The following is a 16,030-nucleotide window of genomic DNA, read 5'->3' on the forward strand; positions in this document are numbered from 1 at the left end:
GAGGATCTCATGCCAACCTATGGAATCGCGCACCTGTGGACCCAGGGCGATCCAATGACGCGCTTCGTGGCGGCGCTGCTCATCGCGATGTCGGTCGTGTCGTGGTCGGTGATCGTAGTGAAGGCGTTCGAGTTCGCGCGTCTGCGCCGCCATTCGGGCTTCGCGCAAAGACGCTTCCGGGAAGCCGTCGACGCCGACGATGGCGTCGATGCATTGGGGCCCGCGGGCACGCCGTTCTTCGAGTTGGCCAGCGCAGGCCAGCGCGCGCTGGCGCACCACGGGGCGAGCGGCGCTGCGCATCGCGGGCGCGTCGACTTGAGCGAGTGGTTGCTGCGCAGCCTCAGGGCTTCGGTGAACGAGAGCTCGACGCGTCTTCAGCGCGGTCTCGGCCTGCTTGCCTCGATCGGCAGCACGGCGCCTTTTGTCGGCCTCCTCGGCACCGTGTGGGGCATCTACCATGCGCTGCTCGCACTCGGCGCGAGTGGCGACGCCAGTCTCGAACACGTCGCGGGGCCGGTTGGCGAGGCGCTCATCATGACGGCGCTCGGCCTGTGCGTGGCGATTCCCGCCGTGCTTGGGTATCACGCGCTTGCGCGTGTTTCGCGCGATATCGTCGCGCAGCTCAACCGCTTCGCATACGGCGTACACGCGCTGTTGCTCACAGGCAGCGCGCCTGCGCCGCGTGGGACGATGAAGGAACGGGTATGAACGACGATCGCGATCTGGAAGACGAAGCGATGCCGACGGCCGACATCAACATGACGCCGCTCATCGACGTGATGCTCGTGCTGCTCGTCATCTTCATGGTGACGCTGCCGGTTCTGCACCATGCTGCGCAGCTGGCGTTGCCGCGCGCGAGCAGCCAGCGTGAGGACCTGGCCGCGCCGCACGTCGACATCGTCGTCGATGCGCTTGGCCACATGAGCTGGAACGGGCAGCCTGTTCAGGAGTCCGCTCTATCGGCGCGGCTGGTAGAAGCCGCGCGGCTCACGCCGCAGCCTGAAATCCGGCTCTCGGCCGATCGCGCCACGCCGTACGGGCGTGTCGCGAAGCAGCTCTCGGCGGCGAGCGCCGCGGGACTCGCGAAGGTCGGCTTCGTGACCGAGCCGGACCCGCCGCGGCGTGGCCAGTAACGACTAAAGCTTCATGCGCTGCAGCACGCGATCTTTGAGCACAAAGCGATGAAACAGCGCCGCGGCCACATGCAGGCAAATGAACGCGAACAGCACCCACGCGAGCACGCTGTGGACGTCGCCCATGGCGTGCCCGAACGACGACCCCGCAGGGGAGAGCGCGGGCAGCGGAATGGCGCCGAACAGCGTGACGTCCCACGCGCGCGACGACGCGTTGATCCAGCCGAGCATGGGCACCGCGATGAGCAGTGCGTAGAGGCCGGCATGGGTGAGGGCTGCCACGGCACGCATGAACGGCGTCTGGTCGTCGGGCGGCGGGCGATGGGTGGCGCGCCAGAGCAGACGGCACACCATGGCGGCGACGAGCGCCGTGCCGACGCCCAGGTGCCACGCAATTTCGCCGACGGGGCGCGTGTCGCGGTGCACATCGGGCATGGTCCAGCCGATCACGAACTGCGCCGCGACGAGTGCGACGACGAGCCAGTGAAGCAGGCGCGCTACGAGGTCGTAGCGCGAATCGGCAGCGATTTGCATGGGCGCTCCGTGCTCAGAAAGGGTCGGTTGAAAGCGCCGATTCTAGCGTGCCGAGATTAACGGATCATTAACTGTGCAGCTTGCCGGTCACCCTTAAAGCCACGTTCCCCCTTGGCGCTCGTTCGGCTCCTGGGCAAGCGCGTCGAAATCGTGGATCCAGTCCAGATGATTGAGCACGCCCTCGCGCGAGCCGAGCCGGGCGTTGCGTTCCTGCGCAGCGGGGCCGTCGGGCAGATGCAGCACGTCCGCCGTGGTGATCGAAGCGTACTGCACCTTGCGCGTGCGGCCCCGGCGCAGGCGCTCGTAGGCTTGCTGCGCTTCGCGCCAGTTACCCGAGCCCGCCTTCGCCAGCTGGTCGGCCAGCACCACGGCATCCTCGATCGACTGGTTCGCGCCCTGGCCGTGGTGCGGCACGAGCGCATGCGCGGCGTCGCCGATCAACGTGATGCGGCCCTTGCTCCAGCGGCCGAGCGGCGGGCGGTGGAACAACCCCCAGCGCTGGCTGATCGGCACAGCGGTGATCATCTGCACGACGGCCGGGTGCCAGTCCCTGAAAAGGCGCAGTTGCTCGCCTTCCTGGGCAGGCATGACCCACTCGCGCGACGGCCACGGCGACGGATGGCGCTCCACCAGCAGGAAGTTCTGGTCGCCCTTGTCGCCAATCGGATAGTGCAGCAGATGGCCGCCCGGCCCGACCCAGAACTGAATGGTCTCGGGATCGGGCAACAGGTCCGTGCGCTCCGCGGCCACCACGCCGCGAAAGCCCGAGCAGCCCGAATACAGCGCGTCGTCGTAACCCAGCATCCAGCGCCGGATGACCGAGCGCGCGCCGTCCGCCCCGATCACGAGATCGGCATCGACGTGTTCACCGTTGGCGAACGTCAGGCTCACGTGGTCGGGTTGCTGCGCGAGATCGACGAGCCGATGGCTGAGTTTGATGCGCTCGAGCCCGACCGCGCCCGACAGCACCGCTTGCAGATCGGCGCGATGCACGCCCCAGTACGAGCCGCCGAATTGCCCGCGGGAGTCCGGTGCGCCGCGATGGTGGCCGATCACCGCGCCACTGCGGCCGTCACGATAGACGAGGCCCGGCACTTCCGCGCAGACTTTCTCGAAGGCCGGGCGCAGGCCCATGCGCTCGTAGAAGCGCGTGGCGTTGGCCGAGAGGGCGACGGCCGCGCCCACTTCGCGCAGCTCGTCGGTCTGCTCGAAGAGCTGCGCGTCGATGCCATGCTCGCGCAGCGCGAGAGCCAGTGTGAGGCCGCCGATGCCAGCGCCGACGATCGCAATCTTCAGATCACGTGATTTCATGACTGTGTCTCCGATATTCATATAGGTGGGGTCGGCTGGCGCTGCTTCATCACGCTCACACCGTGTCCGTATTCTCGGCAGCCGCTTCTCATTCCACAATAAAATGGAAGGAATCTGCTTCATCACTGGATTGAATGAATGGAACTGGGCGACATCGATCTCAATCTGCTGCTGCTTTTTCATCGGCTCATGCGCGAGCGGCGCGTGGCGAGCGTGGCCGAGCAGATGAACATGAGCCAGCCCGGCGTGAGCAACGCGCTCGCGAAGCTGCGCCGCCTGCTGGGCGATCCGCTCTTCGTGCGCGGGCCGGGCGGCGTGGTGCCCACGCCGTTCGCGCTGCGTCTCGCAGAGCCGGTCGCGCAGGCACTCGCCACGCTGCACGGCGCGCTCAATCCCGTGACCGGGTTCGATCCGTTGCGCGCCACGCGCACCATGACGATCGGCATGACCGACATCGGCGAGGTCGTGTTCCTGCCCGCGCTGCTCGAGCGCCTCGCGCGCGAAGCGCCGGGCGTCGCGCTCAACACCGTGCGCAATACGGGCGTCAATCTCAGCGAAGAGATGGCCGACGGCCGGGTCGATCTCGCCATCGGATTGCTGCCGCAACTCAAAGGCGGCTTCTATCAGCGGCGTCTCTTCGATCAGCGCTATGTCTGCCTCTTCCGGCGCGGGCATCCGCTAGAGAATGCGCCGCTCACGCTCGCGGCCTGGCGCGAGGCCGAGCATCTGGTGGTGGTGTCGGCGGGCACGGGGCACGGACAGGTCGACGAATGGCTGAAACGGCGCGGCGTGAAGCGCCAGGTGCGGCTCTCGGTGCCGCACTTCATGAGCGTGGGCTACATCCTCGAGCGCACCGATCTGATCGCCACGGTGCCGGAGCGGCTGGCGCTGCAACTGGCGAAGCCGTTTTCGCTGAGCCTGAGCGCGCTGCCCATGAAGCTGCCCGCCGCGCCGATTCATTTGCTCTGGCACGCGCGCGTGCAGCACGACGAAGGCAATCGCTGGCTGCGCGAACGCGTGATCGAACTCTTCGCGGATGGCGGCGGGCAAGCGCGCAAGGGTAGCGGCGCGGCCCGCGCCTAAGCCTCGAACGATCCCGCTAGCGGAATTTGCCTGCGCGCTGCGTGGCCGCGGGCAACTGCCGTGTTTCGCGCACCGAACGCGGATGCCACAGGCGCGCGCCGCCTTCGATGCCGCGGTCGTTCGGCACGGTGGCCACGTTCGGCGGCAGATCGAACGTGAGGCGCGCCGCGTTGCCGCCGCCTATCCAGAGCTTGTCGTAGTGCACGAGCGAGTCGAGTATGCCGATGATCTTCTCGACGCGCGCGTTCCAGCGCTTGTTCCCCGCCTTGCTGCGCGCGGCGTCGCCGATGTACTCGTCGTAGGCGCGCTTCCGGCTGACCGGATGATGCGCGAGTTCGAGGTGCGGCATCAGTTCGCCATCACGGAACATGGCCGTGCCTACCCCCGTGCCGAGCGTCATCACGAATTCGAGGCCTTGCCCTTCGATCGCGGCGAGGCCCTGCATTTCCGCGTCGTTGATCATGCGCACCGACGCAATGCCCAGGCGCTCGCCGAGCATCTGCGCGAGCGGCACGTCGTTCCAGTCGTCGGGGCCGAGATGCGGCGCCGTGATCACATGATTGTTGCGCACGACACCAGGAAAGCCGATCGAAACGTGGGTCGCCGGATACTGCTTGAGCAGCGGGCCGACGAGCGTCGCGAGCGTTTCGACCAGCAAGGCGGGCGGGCACGGATGCGGTGTCGCCACGCGCACGCGCTGCGTGCGCATTGCGCCGCTCGCGTCGATGATCGCGGCCTTCAGGCCCGTTCCGCCAACGTCGATCGCGAGAATATTTTCGATGTCGTTCGAGGTGTGCGTTGCACTTACCGCGCTTTTCACAGCGCTTTTCTTCACCGCTTTTTCGATTTTGGTCATACGTTCTCCTTGGCTGTCTGGTTCACGTCTTCTTCGCCGGCGCCGGCGCGAGGGTGCGCCACGCGCGGCCGTCGCGCGCGAGCAGTGCATCCGCCTGCGCCGGGCCTTCGCTGCCCGCGGCGTACTCGTACACGGGAAGCGCGGCGTCGAGTTCCGGGTGCAATACGCCATCCACCGTCGACCATGCCGCCTCAATGCCATCGGCGCGTTGAAAGAGCGTCTGGTCGCCGAGCATGCAATCGTAGAGCAGGGTTTCGTAGCCGACATTGGCACGCTCCGCGAAGAAGTCGTCGTAGTCGAACGACGAATGCACCGGGCCGATCTGCACGACTGGCCCCGGCGTCTTCACGTTGAAGTCGAAGCTCGTGCCATGCGACGGATCGATGCGCAGCGTCAGCACGTTGGGCGTGAGCGTATCGACCGGCGTGTCGCGAAAGAGCAGAAACGGCACGCTCTTCAGCTGCACCGAAATCTCCGTGCGCCGCGCGGCGAGGCGCTTGCCGGTGCGCAGATAGAACGGCACGCCCGCCCAGCGCCAGTTGTCGATCTGCACGCGAGCGGCGGCATAGGTTTCGGTGCGGCTGTCCTGCGCCACGTCCGGTTCTTCGCGGTAGCCCACGCCCGCCGGGCCCTTCGCGTATTGACCGAACACCACGTCGTCGGGCGTGAGCGGCTTGAGCGCATCGAAGATGTCGGCCTTCTTGTTGCGCACGGCTTCGGCGTCGAACGAGTTGGGCGGCTCCATGGCGACCATGCCGAGCAGCTGAAACAGGTGATTGGGCACCATGTCGCGAAACGCGCCGGTCTGCTCGTAGAACTTGCCGCGGCCTTCCACGCCGATCACTTCCGAAGCCGTGATCTGCACGCTGTCGATGTACTCGCGCCGCCAGACGGGCTCGAACATGGCGTTGGCGAAGCGCAGCGCGAGTATGCTCTGCACCGTGTCCTTGCCGAGGAAGTGGTCGATGCGATAGACCTGCGATTCGCTCGCGAAGCGCAGCACATGCTCGTTCAAGTCGCGCGCCGAAGCGAGATCGGCGCCGAAGGGCTTTTCGATCACGATGCGGCGGAACGCGCCGTTGCTGTCGTTGCCCTCGTCGAGCAGCCCCGCCTTGCCGAGACGCTCGATAATCGGCTTGAAGAAGCGCGCGCCCACGGCGAGGTAGAACACGACGTTGCCGCGCGACTTGCCGTTCAGCTGCTGCGCGAGGCGCTCGAACGCGCTGTCGTCCTCGAATTCGCCTGCCATGTAGGTGAGCCGCTGCGCGACCCAGTCCCACGCCTCGTCGTCGAGCTTGCCGGCGTGGAAGGTACTCGCCTTGTCGGCGGCGAATTTCTCCAGCGCGGCGTGCAGATCGTCGACCCACGCCTTCGTTTCGCGCTCGCCATGATTCACGCCGATGATCTTCATGCCGTCGTCGAGCAGGCGGTCGACGGCGAGGTTGTAGAGCGCCGGCATCAAAAGGCGCTTGGTCAGATCGCCGCCCGCGCCGAAGATCACGAGCGTGCAGGGCGGTGCGGGATGCTTGCCAACGGGCGAGGCGGGCGCGGCCGGTGCGCCGTGCGGATGCGCAGGCACTTTCGCGCTGGGGGCCGCGCGGGAAGCTTCGTTGGAAGCGTGGGGCTGGGTCGCGGGGTGAGTCGGTTTCGTCGACATGATTTCGCTTCAGTGGGCCGAAATGAATACAGCGAGCAAGTCCGGTTCCTTGACTGACCGAGTTTGCGCGCATTGAGTTCATTCCGCCATCGAAGGCGTTTTGTAATATCGTGGGCACTCATGTCACGCCGTTCTCCCCCGCGCTGATTGCGCAATTCGCAGTACCCTTACCGGCGGCGGCAACTTCGACCAGGCTGATTGAACCGACCCGAGGATGGTGGCTATGTCCGATAAGCACTCCCCCGACGAAAAAGATCCCCATGATCCGCAGGGCATGCGCGGCGGACTCACGAACTACGGCGACACCGACTTCTCGCTGTTCCTTCGCAAGGCCTTCATCAAGGGCGCCGGATATACCGACGACGCGCTGGCGCGACCCGTCATCGGCATCACGAACACGGGCAGCGCGTACAACCCGTGCCATGGCAACGCGCCTCAGCTTCTCGAGGCGCTCAAGCGCGGCATTCTGCTGGCGGGCGGCTTGCCGATGGAATTCCCGACCATTTCCATCCACGAAAGCTTTTCGCAGCCAACCAGCATGTTCATGCGCAACCTCATGTCGATGGATACGGAGGAGATGATTCGCGCGCAGCCCATGGATGCGGTCGTGCTCATCGGCGGCTGTGACAAGACGGTGCCCGCCCAGTTGATGGGCGCGGCGTCGGCGGGCATTCCGGCCATTCAGCTCGTTACCGGGTCGATGATGACGGGCGCGCATCGCGGCGAGCGCGTCGGCGCGTGTACGGATTGCCGCCGCTACTGGGGCAAGTTTCGCGCGGGCGAAGTCACGGCGGACGAGATCGCCGAGGTGAACGACCGCCTCGTGCCGAGCGTCGGCACCTGTGCCGTCATGGGCACGGCCAGCACGATGGCTTGCGTGGCGGAAGCCATGGGCATGACGATGCCGGGCGGGGCCTCGCCTCCAGCGGTGAGCTCGGACCGCATGCGCGTGGCCGAGCAGACCGGCGCGCAAGTCGTGGAGATGGCGCGACGGCGGCTCACCATCGACCAGGTGCTCAGCGCCGAGTCGTTCGAAAACGGCTTGCGGGTGCTGCTGGCCATCGGCGGGTCGACCAACGGCATCGTGCATCTCGCAGCGATTGCCGGGCGCATGGGCTTCGACATCGATCTGGACGCCGTGGACCGTATGGGCCGCGAAACGCCGGTGCTGCTCAACCTGAAGCCGTCCGGCGAGCACTACATGGAAGATTTTCATCGGGCGGGCGGTATGGCCACGCTGCTCCATGAACTGAAGCCCTTGCTGCATCTCGACGCCATGACCGTGACCGGCCGCACCCTCGGAGAGGAGATGGAGCGCGCCGGGCCGCGCTTCGCGCAGGACGTGGTGAAGCCGCTCACCGCGCCCATTTACCCGCAGGGCGGCTTGGCCGTGTTGCGCGGCAATCTCGCGCCGGGTGGCGCGGTCATCAAGCAATCGGCCGCCTCGGCGGCGCTCATGGAGCACGAGGGCCGCGCGGTGGTGTTCGAGGACGCGACCGATATGGCGCACCGCATCGACTCCGACGATCTCGACGTCCACGCCGACGACGTGATCGTCCTCAAGCGCATCGGACCCAAAGGCGCGCCGGGCATGCCCGAGGCCGGCTACATCCCGATCCCGAAGAAGCTGGCGCGGGCCGGGGTGAAGGACATGGTGCGGATTTCGGACGGACGCATGAGCGGCACGGCATTCGGAACCATCGTGCTGCACGTCACGCCGGAAGCCGCCATCGGCGGCCCGCTAGCGCAGGTCCGTAACGGCGACCGCATCCGCTTGAGCGTGGCCAACCGCGAGATTACGCTGCTCGTGGACGAAGACGAACTGCGGCGCCGGGCGCAGGCGAACCCGGTGACTGCGCCCACGGCAAGCCGCGGTTATCACAAGCTCTTTCTCGACACCGTGACCCAGGCAGACAAGGGCGCCGATTTCGATTTCCTCAGGGCGGTCGAATCGCGTGGCGCAGTGCCCAGGAAGTAGCTTGCGGGCCGGGAGAGCCGGGTGGCCGCACTTCTTGCCCGGCGTCCTGATTTCGGTATAATGAAAGCTCGTTCGGAATAGCGAACAAGAAACACCATGCAGCAGCAAAGCATCCAGAGTCGGACTGACCGACGCCAACCTGCCCTCCCGGGCAAGGTGGAAGCCCTCGAGGCGATGCGGCCGATTCACGGCAACGAAACGGGAACAGCCTGGCTGGCACCGGTTCGATCAACCTTCATCCGGAGCCACCATGCATCAAGATATCTCCTCCTCGTCGACCGTCTGTGAAGACCTGTCGCACTGCCTCCCCGGTTTCACGCTCACTCACACCGTGCATCTGGTGTCCGGTCTGGATCTCGGCGTCGTGTCGACCGCCGCCGGCGTGCTCGACGGCGAACAGGTGGTCGTCGACCGATGGGCCGTGACCCGCTTCGGCGACGTGCTCGAGCAAAAAATCGTATTTGGCGACATGACCGAACGGCGGGCGGCCCGGCTGCGCGAACGGCTCGCGGCCGTCGACGGCGTGTTGCGCGCGAAGATAGAGCATCATTTCGTGCGCGCCCGCTGAAACCAAAGGCTGGCGTCGCCGATGCACTTAACGAGGAGCCAGGGTGCCAGACACCAGCGTTGAACAAGGGCAACACTCACGCGTCTTTGTCGCGGACATCGGCGGCTCCTACATCAGGCTCGGTGTATCGGACCGTCCGCGCAGCGTGCGCCTCGTCGAAAGCGTGCCGACCCCCGTCGACAGTTGGGAGGCGTTCGGCGCGACCCTCGAAGCCCTGGCGGCCCGGCATATTGGCGAGACCCGCTCGCCTCTCGTCATCTCGATGGCAGGCGCGATCGATCCCGCAAGCGGCGTGATTTGCGCGTCCAACGTCCCATGTGTCTCGGGCCGCGTGCTCGGCGCGGAGTTGTCCTCCCGGCTCAAGCGGCGCATACGCATTGCAAACGACGCGGACTGCCTCGCGTTGGCCGAGGCCGTCGAGGGCGCGGGTGCCGGCCACGATGTCGTGTTCGGCGTGGTCCTCGGCTCGGGTGTCGGCGGCGGGCTGGTCGTGGGCGGCCGCGTGGTGGGCGGCGCGAGCGGCATAGCGGGAGAGTGGGGCCACGGGCTGCCGGTCAGCACGCACGTCGACTTCGACGGCATGGGCCACGCGGAGCCCGTGATGGCATTGCGTTGCGGCTGCGGGCGAGTGGGATGCGTCGACACCATCGGCGCGGCACGCGGTCTGGAACGGCTCCACGCACTCCTGAACGACGAGCAGAAAGACAGCCACACCCTTCTCGACGACTGGCAGCAAGGCGGCGAGCGCGCGCGGCGCACCGTTTGCGCGTGGCTCGCGCTGGTATGCGAACCGCTCGCAGCCGTGGTCAATATCACGGGCGCTTCGGTCGTCCCGGTTTGCGGCGGCCTTTCAAATGTGGCCCCATTGATCGACGCGCTGGACGCGGCCGTGCGCAAGCGCACGCTGCGGCAGTTTCGCGAACGCGTCGTCGTTCCGGGCGCATTCCGGCAGGACGGCGGACTCATCGGTGCGGCCATCATCGCGCGGCAGGACGACTGGCGCGAGCCGTAGCGCGCCGTGTTCGCCCGCACAGGAAAAACGGGCTTCCGACGCCTAAACTAATCTATGAAGCCAGACGGCTATCGGTCAGCGTTTCGGTCAGCGGCTACCGGGGTAAGCATCATGAAAGCGCGTGAATTGTGCAGACTCCTGCTCGTGCTCGTGGCGCTATGCATCAGCGCCGGGGCAAGCGCGGGTCGAGGCGGCGGTTGGGTGCATGGCGGCGGTGGCGGCTGGGGCGGCGGTGGTGGCGGCGGCTGGGGAGGCGGCTACGGCGGCGCGAATCACAGCAGCGGCTGGAGCGGCGGCTACCACGGTGGCTATAACGGCGGCGCCTGGTATCACGGCGGTTATTACCACGGCGGCTACTACCATGGCGGCTACTACCACGGCTACGGCTGGTATCACGGCGGCCACTATCACGGCTGGTATGGCTGTTGCGGATCGGCGAGCGTCGGCTTCTACTTCGGCCCCGGCTTCATCTACGGCTCTCCGTTCTATCCGTACTACTATCCGCCGTACGTCGCGAGCGTCTACTACCCCTACGTTTCCGGCGACTTCTCGCAGCCCACGCAGTGGATCGAACAAGGCCAGGGCCAGGCTCAGTACCAGGCAGAGCCCCAGTACGGCGGCGCCAATATGTACGATCAAAACGAGCAGTACGGGCAAGGCGATCAAACCGGCCAGGGCGGCCAGGGCGGCGAGGCGCCATACGGCGTGTGGTACTACTGCGTCGCGTCGCAGACCTACTACCCGTACGTGCGGACCTGCCCAGGCGGCTGGCAGCAGGTGCCCGCGCGGCCACCTGACAGTTGAATGACTGCGCGTCAGCGCACCGCGTAGCGTTCGGCGTCGGCGTGCCGGAACGTCAGGCCATGGCCGTGGCGCGCGAGGTCGGGCGCGATATGTCCGGCGTGCAGGCGCGGCGCGCCCTCGAACAGCATGGCCTCGATGCGCGCGTGATCGTGAAACCATTCGATATGCACGAGGCGCCGCGCCGAGCATGCCACGTGCAGATGCAGCGCCGGCGCGCAATGCGCGGAGAGCGGCGTATGCCACGCATCGCACAGCGCGTCGGCCTGCAGAAAGCCGGTGATGCCGCAGCAGCGCGTGGCGTCGGCCTGCAGCACATCCACGGCGTGGGTTTCCAGCAGCGCGCGGAAGTCGTCTGCCGTATAGCCGTATTCGCCCGCGGCGAGCGCCATGCGCGCGGGCAGGGCGGCGCGCAGCGCGGCGAGGCCGCGGCGGTCGTCCGAAGAAAGCGGCTCTTCGAACCACTGCACGTCCTCTTGCGCGAAGCATTGCGCGAGCCGCTGCGCCTCCTCGATCTCATAGGCGCCGTTGGCGTCGACGAAGAGGCCCGCCGTGCTGCCTATCGCCTGGCGCGCCGCCGCCACGCGCGCCGGATCGTCGGCCGGGTGCGAGCCGACTTTCATCTTGACCCACGCGCAGCCGTCGTTCTCGACCCAGCCGCGCAACTGCTTCGTGAGCGTTTTCAGGTCGTAGCTCGTGAAGCCGCCGCTGCCGTACACCGGCACGCGCTCGCGCTGCATGCCGAGCAGCGCGCACAGCGGGATGCCGAGCGCCTTCGCCTTGAGGTCCCAGAGCGCGGCATCGACGGCCGATATTGCGCAGGCCGCGAGGCCCGGCCGGCCGATGTTGCGCACGGCCCGCTGCATTTCGAGGTTGATGCGCGCGGTGTCGAAGAGGTCGTGCTGGCGCACGGCGTCGCCGAGCACGCTCTCCACGAGCGCTGTGGCGCCCGCATGCGCATAGGTATAGCCCACGCCGGTGAAGCCGAGCGCATCGATTTCAACCAGCACGAGCGTGGTGGAACGCCAGGCGATGGTGCCGTCCGCTTCGGGCAGGTCGGTGGGGATCGTATAGGCGCGCGCTTCGAGGCGCGTCAATCGGGTGGCATTCATGATGTCTCGCGCGCGTGGCTCACAGCAGCTTGTCGAGCGTGATCGGGAGATCGCGCACGCGCTTGCCCGTGGCGTTGTAGATCGCGTTCGCCACGGCGGCGGCCACGCCCACCACGCCGATCTCGCCCACCCCCTTCGCGCCGAGTGGGTTCACCACGTCGTCGTGCTCGTCCACGAACAGCACGTCGATCTCGCCGACGTCGCGATTCACCGGCACGTGATATTCCGCGAGGTTGTGATTCATGATGCGCCCGAGCGTATGGTCGAACTGCGCTTCTTCGTGCAACGCCATACCGATGCCCCATACCACGCCCCCGGCGATCTGGTTCGCGGCCGTCTTCGGGTTGACGATGCGGCCCGCCGCAACGGCGCTCACCACGCGCGCCACGCGCACCATGCCGAGCGCTTCGTCCACGCGCACTTCGGCGAACACGGCCGAATGCGTCGCCATGGAATACTGCTTCTGGAGCGCCTCGGGCTTCAGTGTGACCTGCGCTTCGAGCGTTTTCATGCCCGCGTCGGCGAGAACGTCGGCAATGCGGGCGCGCGTTTCGGGCCGGCCGGCGCTCTCGCTCAACTTCACCTCACCGCGTTCGATCACGAGCGCTTCGTCCAGCATGCCGGGGTCGAGATTGGCGAACGCCACGCCGCCGTGCGCGGGCAACAGTTGCGCGAGGCGCGAGCGCAGCTGCGTGCAGGCGAGCGATGCGGCGCTGCCCACCGAAGCCACGGTCCACGAGCCGCCTTCGATCGGCGCGGGCGGTAGCGATGTGTCGCCGAGCGTGAACTCGACATCGTCGATGGCCATGTGCAGCGCGTCGGCGGCGATCTGCGAAATGGCGGTGTAGGTGCCGGTGCCGATATCGGCCGTGGCGCTGGCGAGTTCGAGCCGCCCTTGCGCGTTGAGGACGGCGCGCACGGTCGCTTCGGTCTGCAATGCCTCCCACATGCCCGTGGCCATGCCGTAGCCCACCAGTTCGTGGCCCTCGCGCATGGCGCGCGGCGTCGCAATGCGCGCGCCCCAGCCAAAACGCTCGGCGCCTTGCGCGTAGCAGTCGAGCAGCGCCTTGCTCGAATACGGCAACTGCTTGTTCGCGTCCTCGTCGGCGTAGTTGCGGATGCGCAGTTCGAGCGGGTCCATGTCCAGCGCGACGGCCAGTTCGTCCAGGGCGCATTCGAGCGCGTAGAGACCTTGCGCGGCGCCGGGCGCACGCATATCGAGCGGCGTGTACACGTCGAGCCGCCCCAGCTTGTAGCCGAGCTGGACGTGCGGCGCGCGATACAGCCGGCCCGACCAGTTGACGACCACGTCGGTGAAGTCCTCGAACTGCGAGGTTTCTCCCACGGCTTCGTGGATGATCGCTTCGAGGCGGCCATCGCGTTGCGCGGCAAGCGCAACGTGCTGGATCGAGGCGGGCCGGTGTCCGAAGGTGAACATCTGCGCGCGCGTGAGTGCCACCCGCACGGGCAGGCGCAGCACGCGCGCCGCCATCATCGCCAGCGGCAGATGGTATTGCGGCCGCAGGCCGGAGCCAAACGCGCCGCCCACGAACGGCGAAATCACGCGTACGCGGTCCTGAGACAGGCCGAAGACCTTCATCAGGTACTGCTGAGTATTGCTCACGCCTTGAGTCTTTTCGTAGACGATGTAACGCCCGTCGGCGGAAGGCACGACGGTGCAGCCGTGCATCTCCATAGGCTGATGAAACTCCGCGGGTATGCTGTAAAACGCGTCGGTGCGGGCGGAAGCGCGCGCGAGCGCCCGGTACGCGTGGCCGCGCGGTGCCGGCGGCGGCTCGAAGCCGCCCTTCTCGGTGGAGGGGTCGACCGCATGCTCCAGGGCGCGGGCCAGTTCGGTCTGATGCGCCTCGCTGCGATAACGCACGCGCACGAGCGAAGCCGCGTAGTGCGCGAGTTCGGGCGTCTGCGCCACCACGAGCGCGACGGGCTGGCCCGCGAAGGCGACGTGCGTGTCGGCGAGCGGGCGAAACGGCTTGCCGCCCGGTGCGATCTGATCCTTCCAGGCCGCGTCGTCTTCGGCGAGCGTGGGGCGGTTCTCGTGCGTGAGCACGTGCAGCACGCCTGGCAGCGCGAGCGCCGCGGACGCGTCGATGGCGACGATCTTGCCGCGCGCGATGGTGGCGTTGACGACCGCGCCGTGCACGAGCCCTGTGGCCGTGAACTCGGCGGCGTAGCGCGCGGCGCCCGTGACCTTGCTGCGGCCATCCACGCGCGAGAGCGGCGCGCCGATGCGTGCGACCGGGTTCGCGTCGCGGCGAGCTTCATAGGCGGTACTCATGCTGATTCCTCCCCGGAGTCTTCTGCGCCATCGCCCTCGGCTCGGGGCGCCAGCGCCTGTTCGAATGCGCGCACGATCGCACGTCGCGCGAGATCCACCTTGAACGCATTGCCGGGGCGCGGGTCGGCGTGCGCGATCACGGCGTCGGCGTAGCGTTCGATGGCGCGTGTATCGTCGACAGCGCGGCCGATCAGACGCTGTTCCGCTTCGCGATCCCGCCAGGGCTTGTGCGCGACGCCGCCCAGCGCGCAGCCTAGCGCGCGCATCGTGCCGTCCTCCACGCGCACGCCGAGCGCGACCGAAACGAGCGCGAACGCATACGACTGGCGATCGCGCAGCTTCAGATACGTGAAGTGCTGCGCATAGCCCTCGCGCGGCAATTCGACGGCGGTGATGAGTTCCTCGTCGGCGAGCGTTGTTTCGCGGTGCGGTGTGTGACCGGGCAGGCGGTGCAGGCTGTCGAAGGGCAGCGTGCGCGTGCCGCGCCGGCCCGCCACGTGCAGCGTGGCGTCGAGCGCTTCGAGCGCGACGCACATGTCCGATGGATGCGTGGCGATGCAGTGTTCGCTCGCGCCGAAGATCGCGTGCATGCGGTTGACGCCGTCCAGCGCGGCGCAGCCGGTGCCCGGCGCGCGCTTGTTGCAGCACGTGGCGGGATCGTAGAAGTAGAGGCAGCGCGTGCGCTGAAGCAGATTGCCGCCCACGGTCGCCGCGTTGCGGATCTGCGCGGACGCCCCGGCGAGCAGCGCCTGCGCGAGCAGCGGATAGCGCTCGATCACGCGCGCGTCCCATGCCAACGCGCTATTGGTGGCGAGCGCGCCAATGCGCAAGCCGCCGTCCTGCGTCGCCTCGATGTCGCGCAGCGGCAGCCGTGTGATGTCGATGATCGCGGCGGGGCGCATGACGTCCTCACGCATCAGATCGACGAGATTCGTGCCACCGGCGAGGAATTCGGCGCCGGGGGTGGCGTAGTGCAGCCGCACGGCGTCGTCCACGCTCTTCGCGCGAGCGTACGAGAAGCGGTTCATGGTGCGTCTCCTTCGTCCTCTTCGCCGCCGGCGAGGTCCTGCGCGCGGCGCACGCCTTCCACGGCGTTCGCGATGTTCACGTATGCCCCGCAGCGGCAAAGATTGCCGCTCATTTGCTCGCGCACGTCGTCGCGGCAATGCGCGTGGCCTTCGGCGAGCAGCCCCACGGCCGAGCAGATCTGGCCCGGCGTGCAGTAGCCGCACTGAAACGCATCGTGGTCGATGAAGGCCTGCTGCACGGGGTGCAGCGCGCCGTCTTGCGCGAGTCCCTCGATCGTCGTGACGTCCGCGCCGTCGTGCGACACGGCGAGCGCGAGACACGCGTTGATGCGCACGCCGTTCAGGAGCACCGTGCACGCGCCGCATTGGCCGTGATCGCAACCTTTCTTCGTGCCGGTGAGATGAAGCTGCTCGCGCAGCAGGTCGAGCAGGCTGGTCCACGGTTCCACGTGCAGCGCGTGGTGCGCGCCGTTGATCGTGAGTTCGATCGGCACGGCTTCGCTGCGAAGATGCGTGTCATCGTGCCTCGCCTTTGCGTCGTGTGCGCGCGGCGCGGGGTTGCGGGTGGCTGTGTGCATAACGGCCTCGTTATCAGGGCGGGTTGGGCTGGAATGGTCGCGATCATGCAATGCGCAATGCGCTTGCCTGGTGGTTCGGG

General features: G+C 67.3%; 15 protein-coding genes and 1 riboswitch. Of the genes, 7 read left to right on the top strand and 8 right to left on the bottom strand.

Annotated elements, in window-relative coordinates:
• Positions 1-9 precede the first annotated feature (9 nt).
• A complete protein-coding gene (locus tag AB3X99_RS15195) occupies positions 10-708 on the top strand; it encodes a MotA/TolQ/ExbB proton channel family protein (protein WP_069262316.1) in 699 nt (232 codons plus the stop codon).
• Positions 705-1,133 carry a biopolymer transporter ExbD gene (locus tag AB3X99_RS15200; RefSeq protein ID WP_069262315.1) on the top strand — a complete coding sequence of 143 codons (429 nt, stop codon included), beginning with the start codon at positions 705-707 and terminating at the stop codon, positions 1,131-1,133. Before AB3X99_RS15195 ends, AB3X99_RS15200 begins: the two co-directional genes overlap by 4 nt.
• A gap of 3 nt (positions 1,134-1,136) precedes the next feature.
• Here the strand turns inward: AB3X99_RS15200 and AB3X99_RS15205 are convergent, their stop codons facing one another.
• Together AB3X99_RS15205 and AB3X99_RS15210 are read right to left on the bottom strand one after the other, a co-directional pair.
• The gene (locus tag AB3X99_RS15205) at positions 1,137-1,661 is read right to left on the bottom strand and encodes a cytochrome b (protein WP_368617582.1); all 525 of its coding nucleotides are present in this window, start codon (positions 1,659-1,661) and stop codon (positions 1,137-1,139) included.
• A gap of 99 nt (positions 1,662-1,760) precedes the next feature.
• Positions 1,761-2,978 (bottom strand): FAD-dependent monooxygenase, encoded by a 1,218-nt coding sequence (locus tag AB3X99_RS15210; protein ID WP_368617389.1) that lies wholly within the window; start codon positions 2,976-2,978, stop codon positions 1,761-1,763.
• Between the two features lie 138 nt (positions 2,979-3,116).
• Here AB3X99_RS15210 and AB3X99_RS15215 point away from each other — a divergent pair, with 138 nt between their 5' ends.
• Positions 3,117-4,061, top strand: coding sequence for a LysR family transcriptional regulator (locus AB3X99_RS15215; protein ID WP_069262312.1), 945 nt, complete (start codon positions 3,117-3,119; stop codon positions 4,059-4,061).
• A 16-nt stretch (positions 4,062-4,077) separates the two neighbouring features.
• Here the strand turns inward: AB3X99_RS15215 and AB3X99_RS15220 are convergent, their stop codons facing one another.
• Complete coding sequence (locus AB3X99_RS15220) at positions 4,078-4,917, bottom strand: ROK family protein (RefSeq protein ID WP_083245078.1); 840 nt, start codon at positions 4,915-4,917, stop codon at positions 4,078-4,080.
• 22 nt (positions 4,918-4,939) lie between these two features.
• Positions 4,940-6,574 (bottom strand): glucose-6-phosphate dehydrogenase, encoded by a 1,635-nt coding sequence (gene zwf, locus AB3X99_RS15225; protein ID WP_368617390.1) that lies wholly within the window; start codon positions 6,572-6,574, stop codon positions 4,940-4,942.
• 223 nt (positions 6,575-6,797) lie between these two features.
• Here zwf and AB3X99_RS15230 point away from each other — a divergent pair, with 223 nt between their 5' ends.
• From AB3X99_RS15230 to AB3X99_RS15245, 4 genes are all read left to right on the top strand, one after another.
• The gene (locus AB3X99_RS15230) at positions 6,798-8,552 is read left to right on the top strand and encodes an IlvD/Edd family dehydratase (protein ID WP_368617391.1); all 1,755 of its coding nucleotides are present in this window, start codon (positions 6,798-6,800) and stop codon (positions 8,550-8,552) included.
• 104 nt (positions 8,553-8,656) lie between these two features.
• Positions 8,657-8,760: riboswitch (SAM-I-IV-variant riboswitch) on the top strand.
• A 42-nt stretch (positions 8,761-8,802) separates the two neighbouring features.
• Positions 8,803-9,120, top strand: coding sequence for a hypothetical protein (locus AB3X99_RS15235; RefSeq protein ID WP_368617392.1), 318 nt, complete (start codon positions 8,803-8,805; stop codon positions 9,118-9,120).
• A 43-nt stretch (positions 9,121-9,163) separates the two neighbouring features.
• Entirely contained in the window at positions 9,164-10,132 is a 969-nt protein-coding gene (locus tag AB3X99_RS15240) for an ROK family protein (protein ID WP_368617393.1), read from the top strand.
• A gap of 111 nt (positions 10,133-10,243) precedes the next feature.
• The gene (locus AB3X99_RS15245) at positions 10,244-10,936 is read left to right on the top strand and encodes a hypothetical protein (RefSeq protein ID WP_368617394.1); all 693 of its coding nucleotides are present in this window, start codon (positions 10,244-10,246) and stop codon (positions 10,934-10,936) included.
• Between the two features lie 11 nt (positions 10,937-10,947).
• Here AB3X99_RS15245 and AB3X99_RS15250 read toward each other — a convergent pair whose 3' ends face one another.
• The 4 genes from AB3X99_RS15250 to AB3X99_RS15265 are packed head-to-tail and all read right to left on the bottom strand — an operon-like array spanning position 10,948 to position 15,950.
• Positions 10,948-12,045, bottom strand: coding sequence for an enolase C-terminal domain-like protein (locus AB3X99_RS15250; RefSeq protein WP_342948292.1), 1,098 nt, complete (start codon positions 12,043-12,045; stop codon positions 10,948-10,950).
• A 19-nt stretch (positions 12,046-12,064) separates the two neighbouring features.
• Positions 12,065-14,344, bottom strand: a complete 2,280-nt coding sequence (locus tag AB3X99_RS15255) for a xanthine dehydrogenase family protein molybdopterin-binding subunit (RefSeq protein ID WP_368617395.1) — start codon at positions 14,342-14,344, stop codon at positions 12,065-12,067.
• A complete protein-coding gene (locus tag AB3X99_RS15260; RefSeq protein ID WP_368617396.1) occupies positions 14,341-15,372 on the bottom strand; it encodes a xanthine dehydrogenase family protein subunit M in 1,032 nt (343 codons plus the stop codon). The genes AB3X99_RS15255 and AB3X99_RS15260 overlap by 4 nt, the downstream gene beginning before the upstream one ends.
• Positions 15,369-15,950, bottom strand: coding sequence for a (2Fe-2S)-binding protein (locus tag AB3X99_RS15265; RefSeq protein WP_368617397.1), 582 nt, complete (start codon positions 15,948-15,950; stop codon positions 15,369-15,371). The genes AB3X99_RS15260 and AB3X99_RS15265 overlap by 4 nt, the downstream gene beginning before the upstream one ends.
• Positions 15,951-16,030 lie beyond the last annotated feature (80 nt).

The organism is Paraburkholderia sp. BR10882 (assembly GCF_040948855.1).
Taxonomy (GTDB): domain Bacteria; phylum Pseudomonadota; class Gammaproteobacteria; order Burkholderiales; family Burkholderiaceae; genus Paraburkholderia; species Paraburkholderia nodosa_A.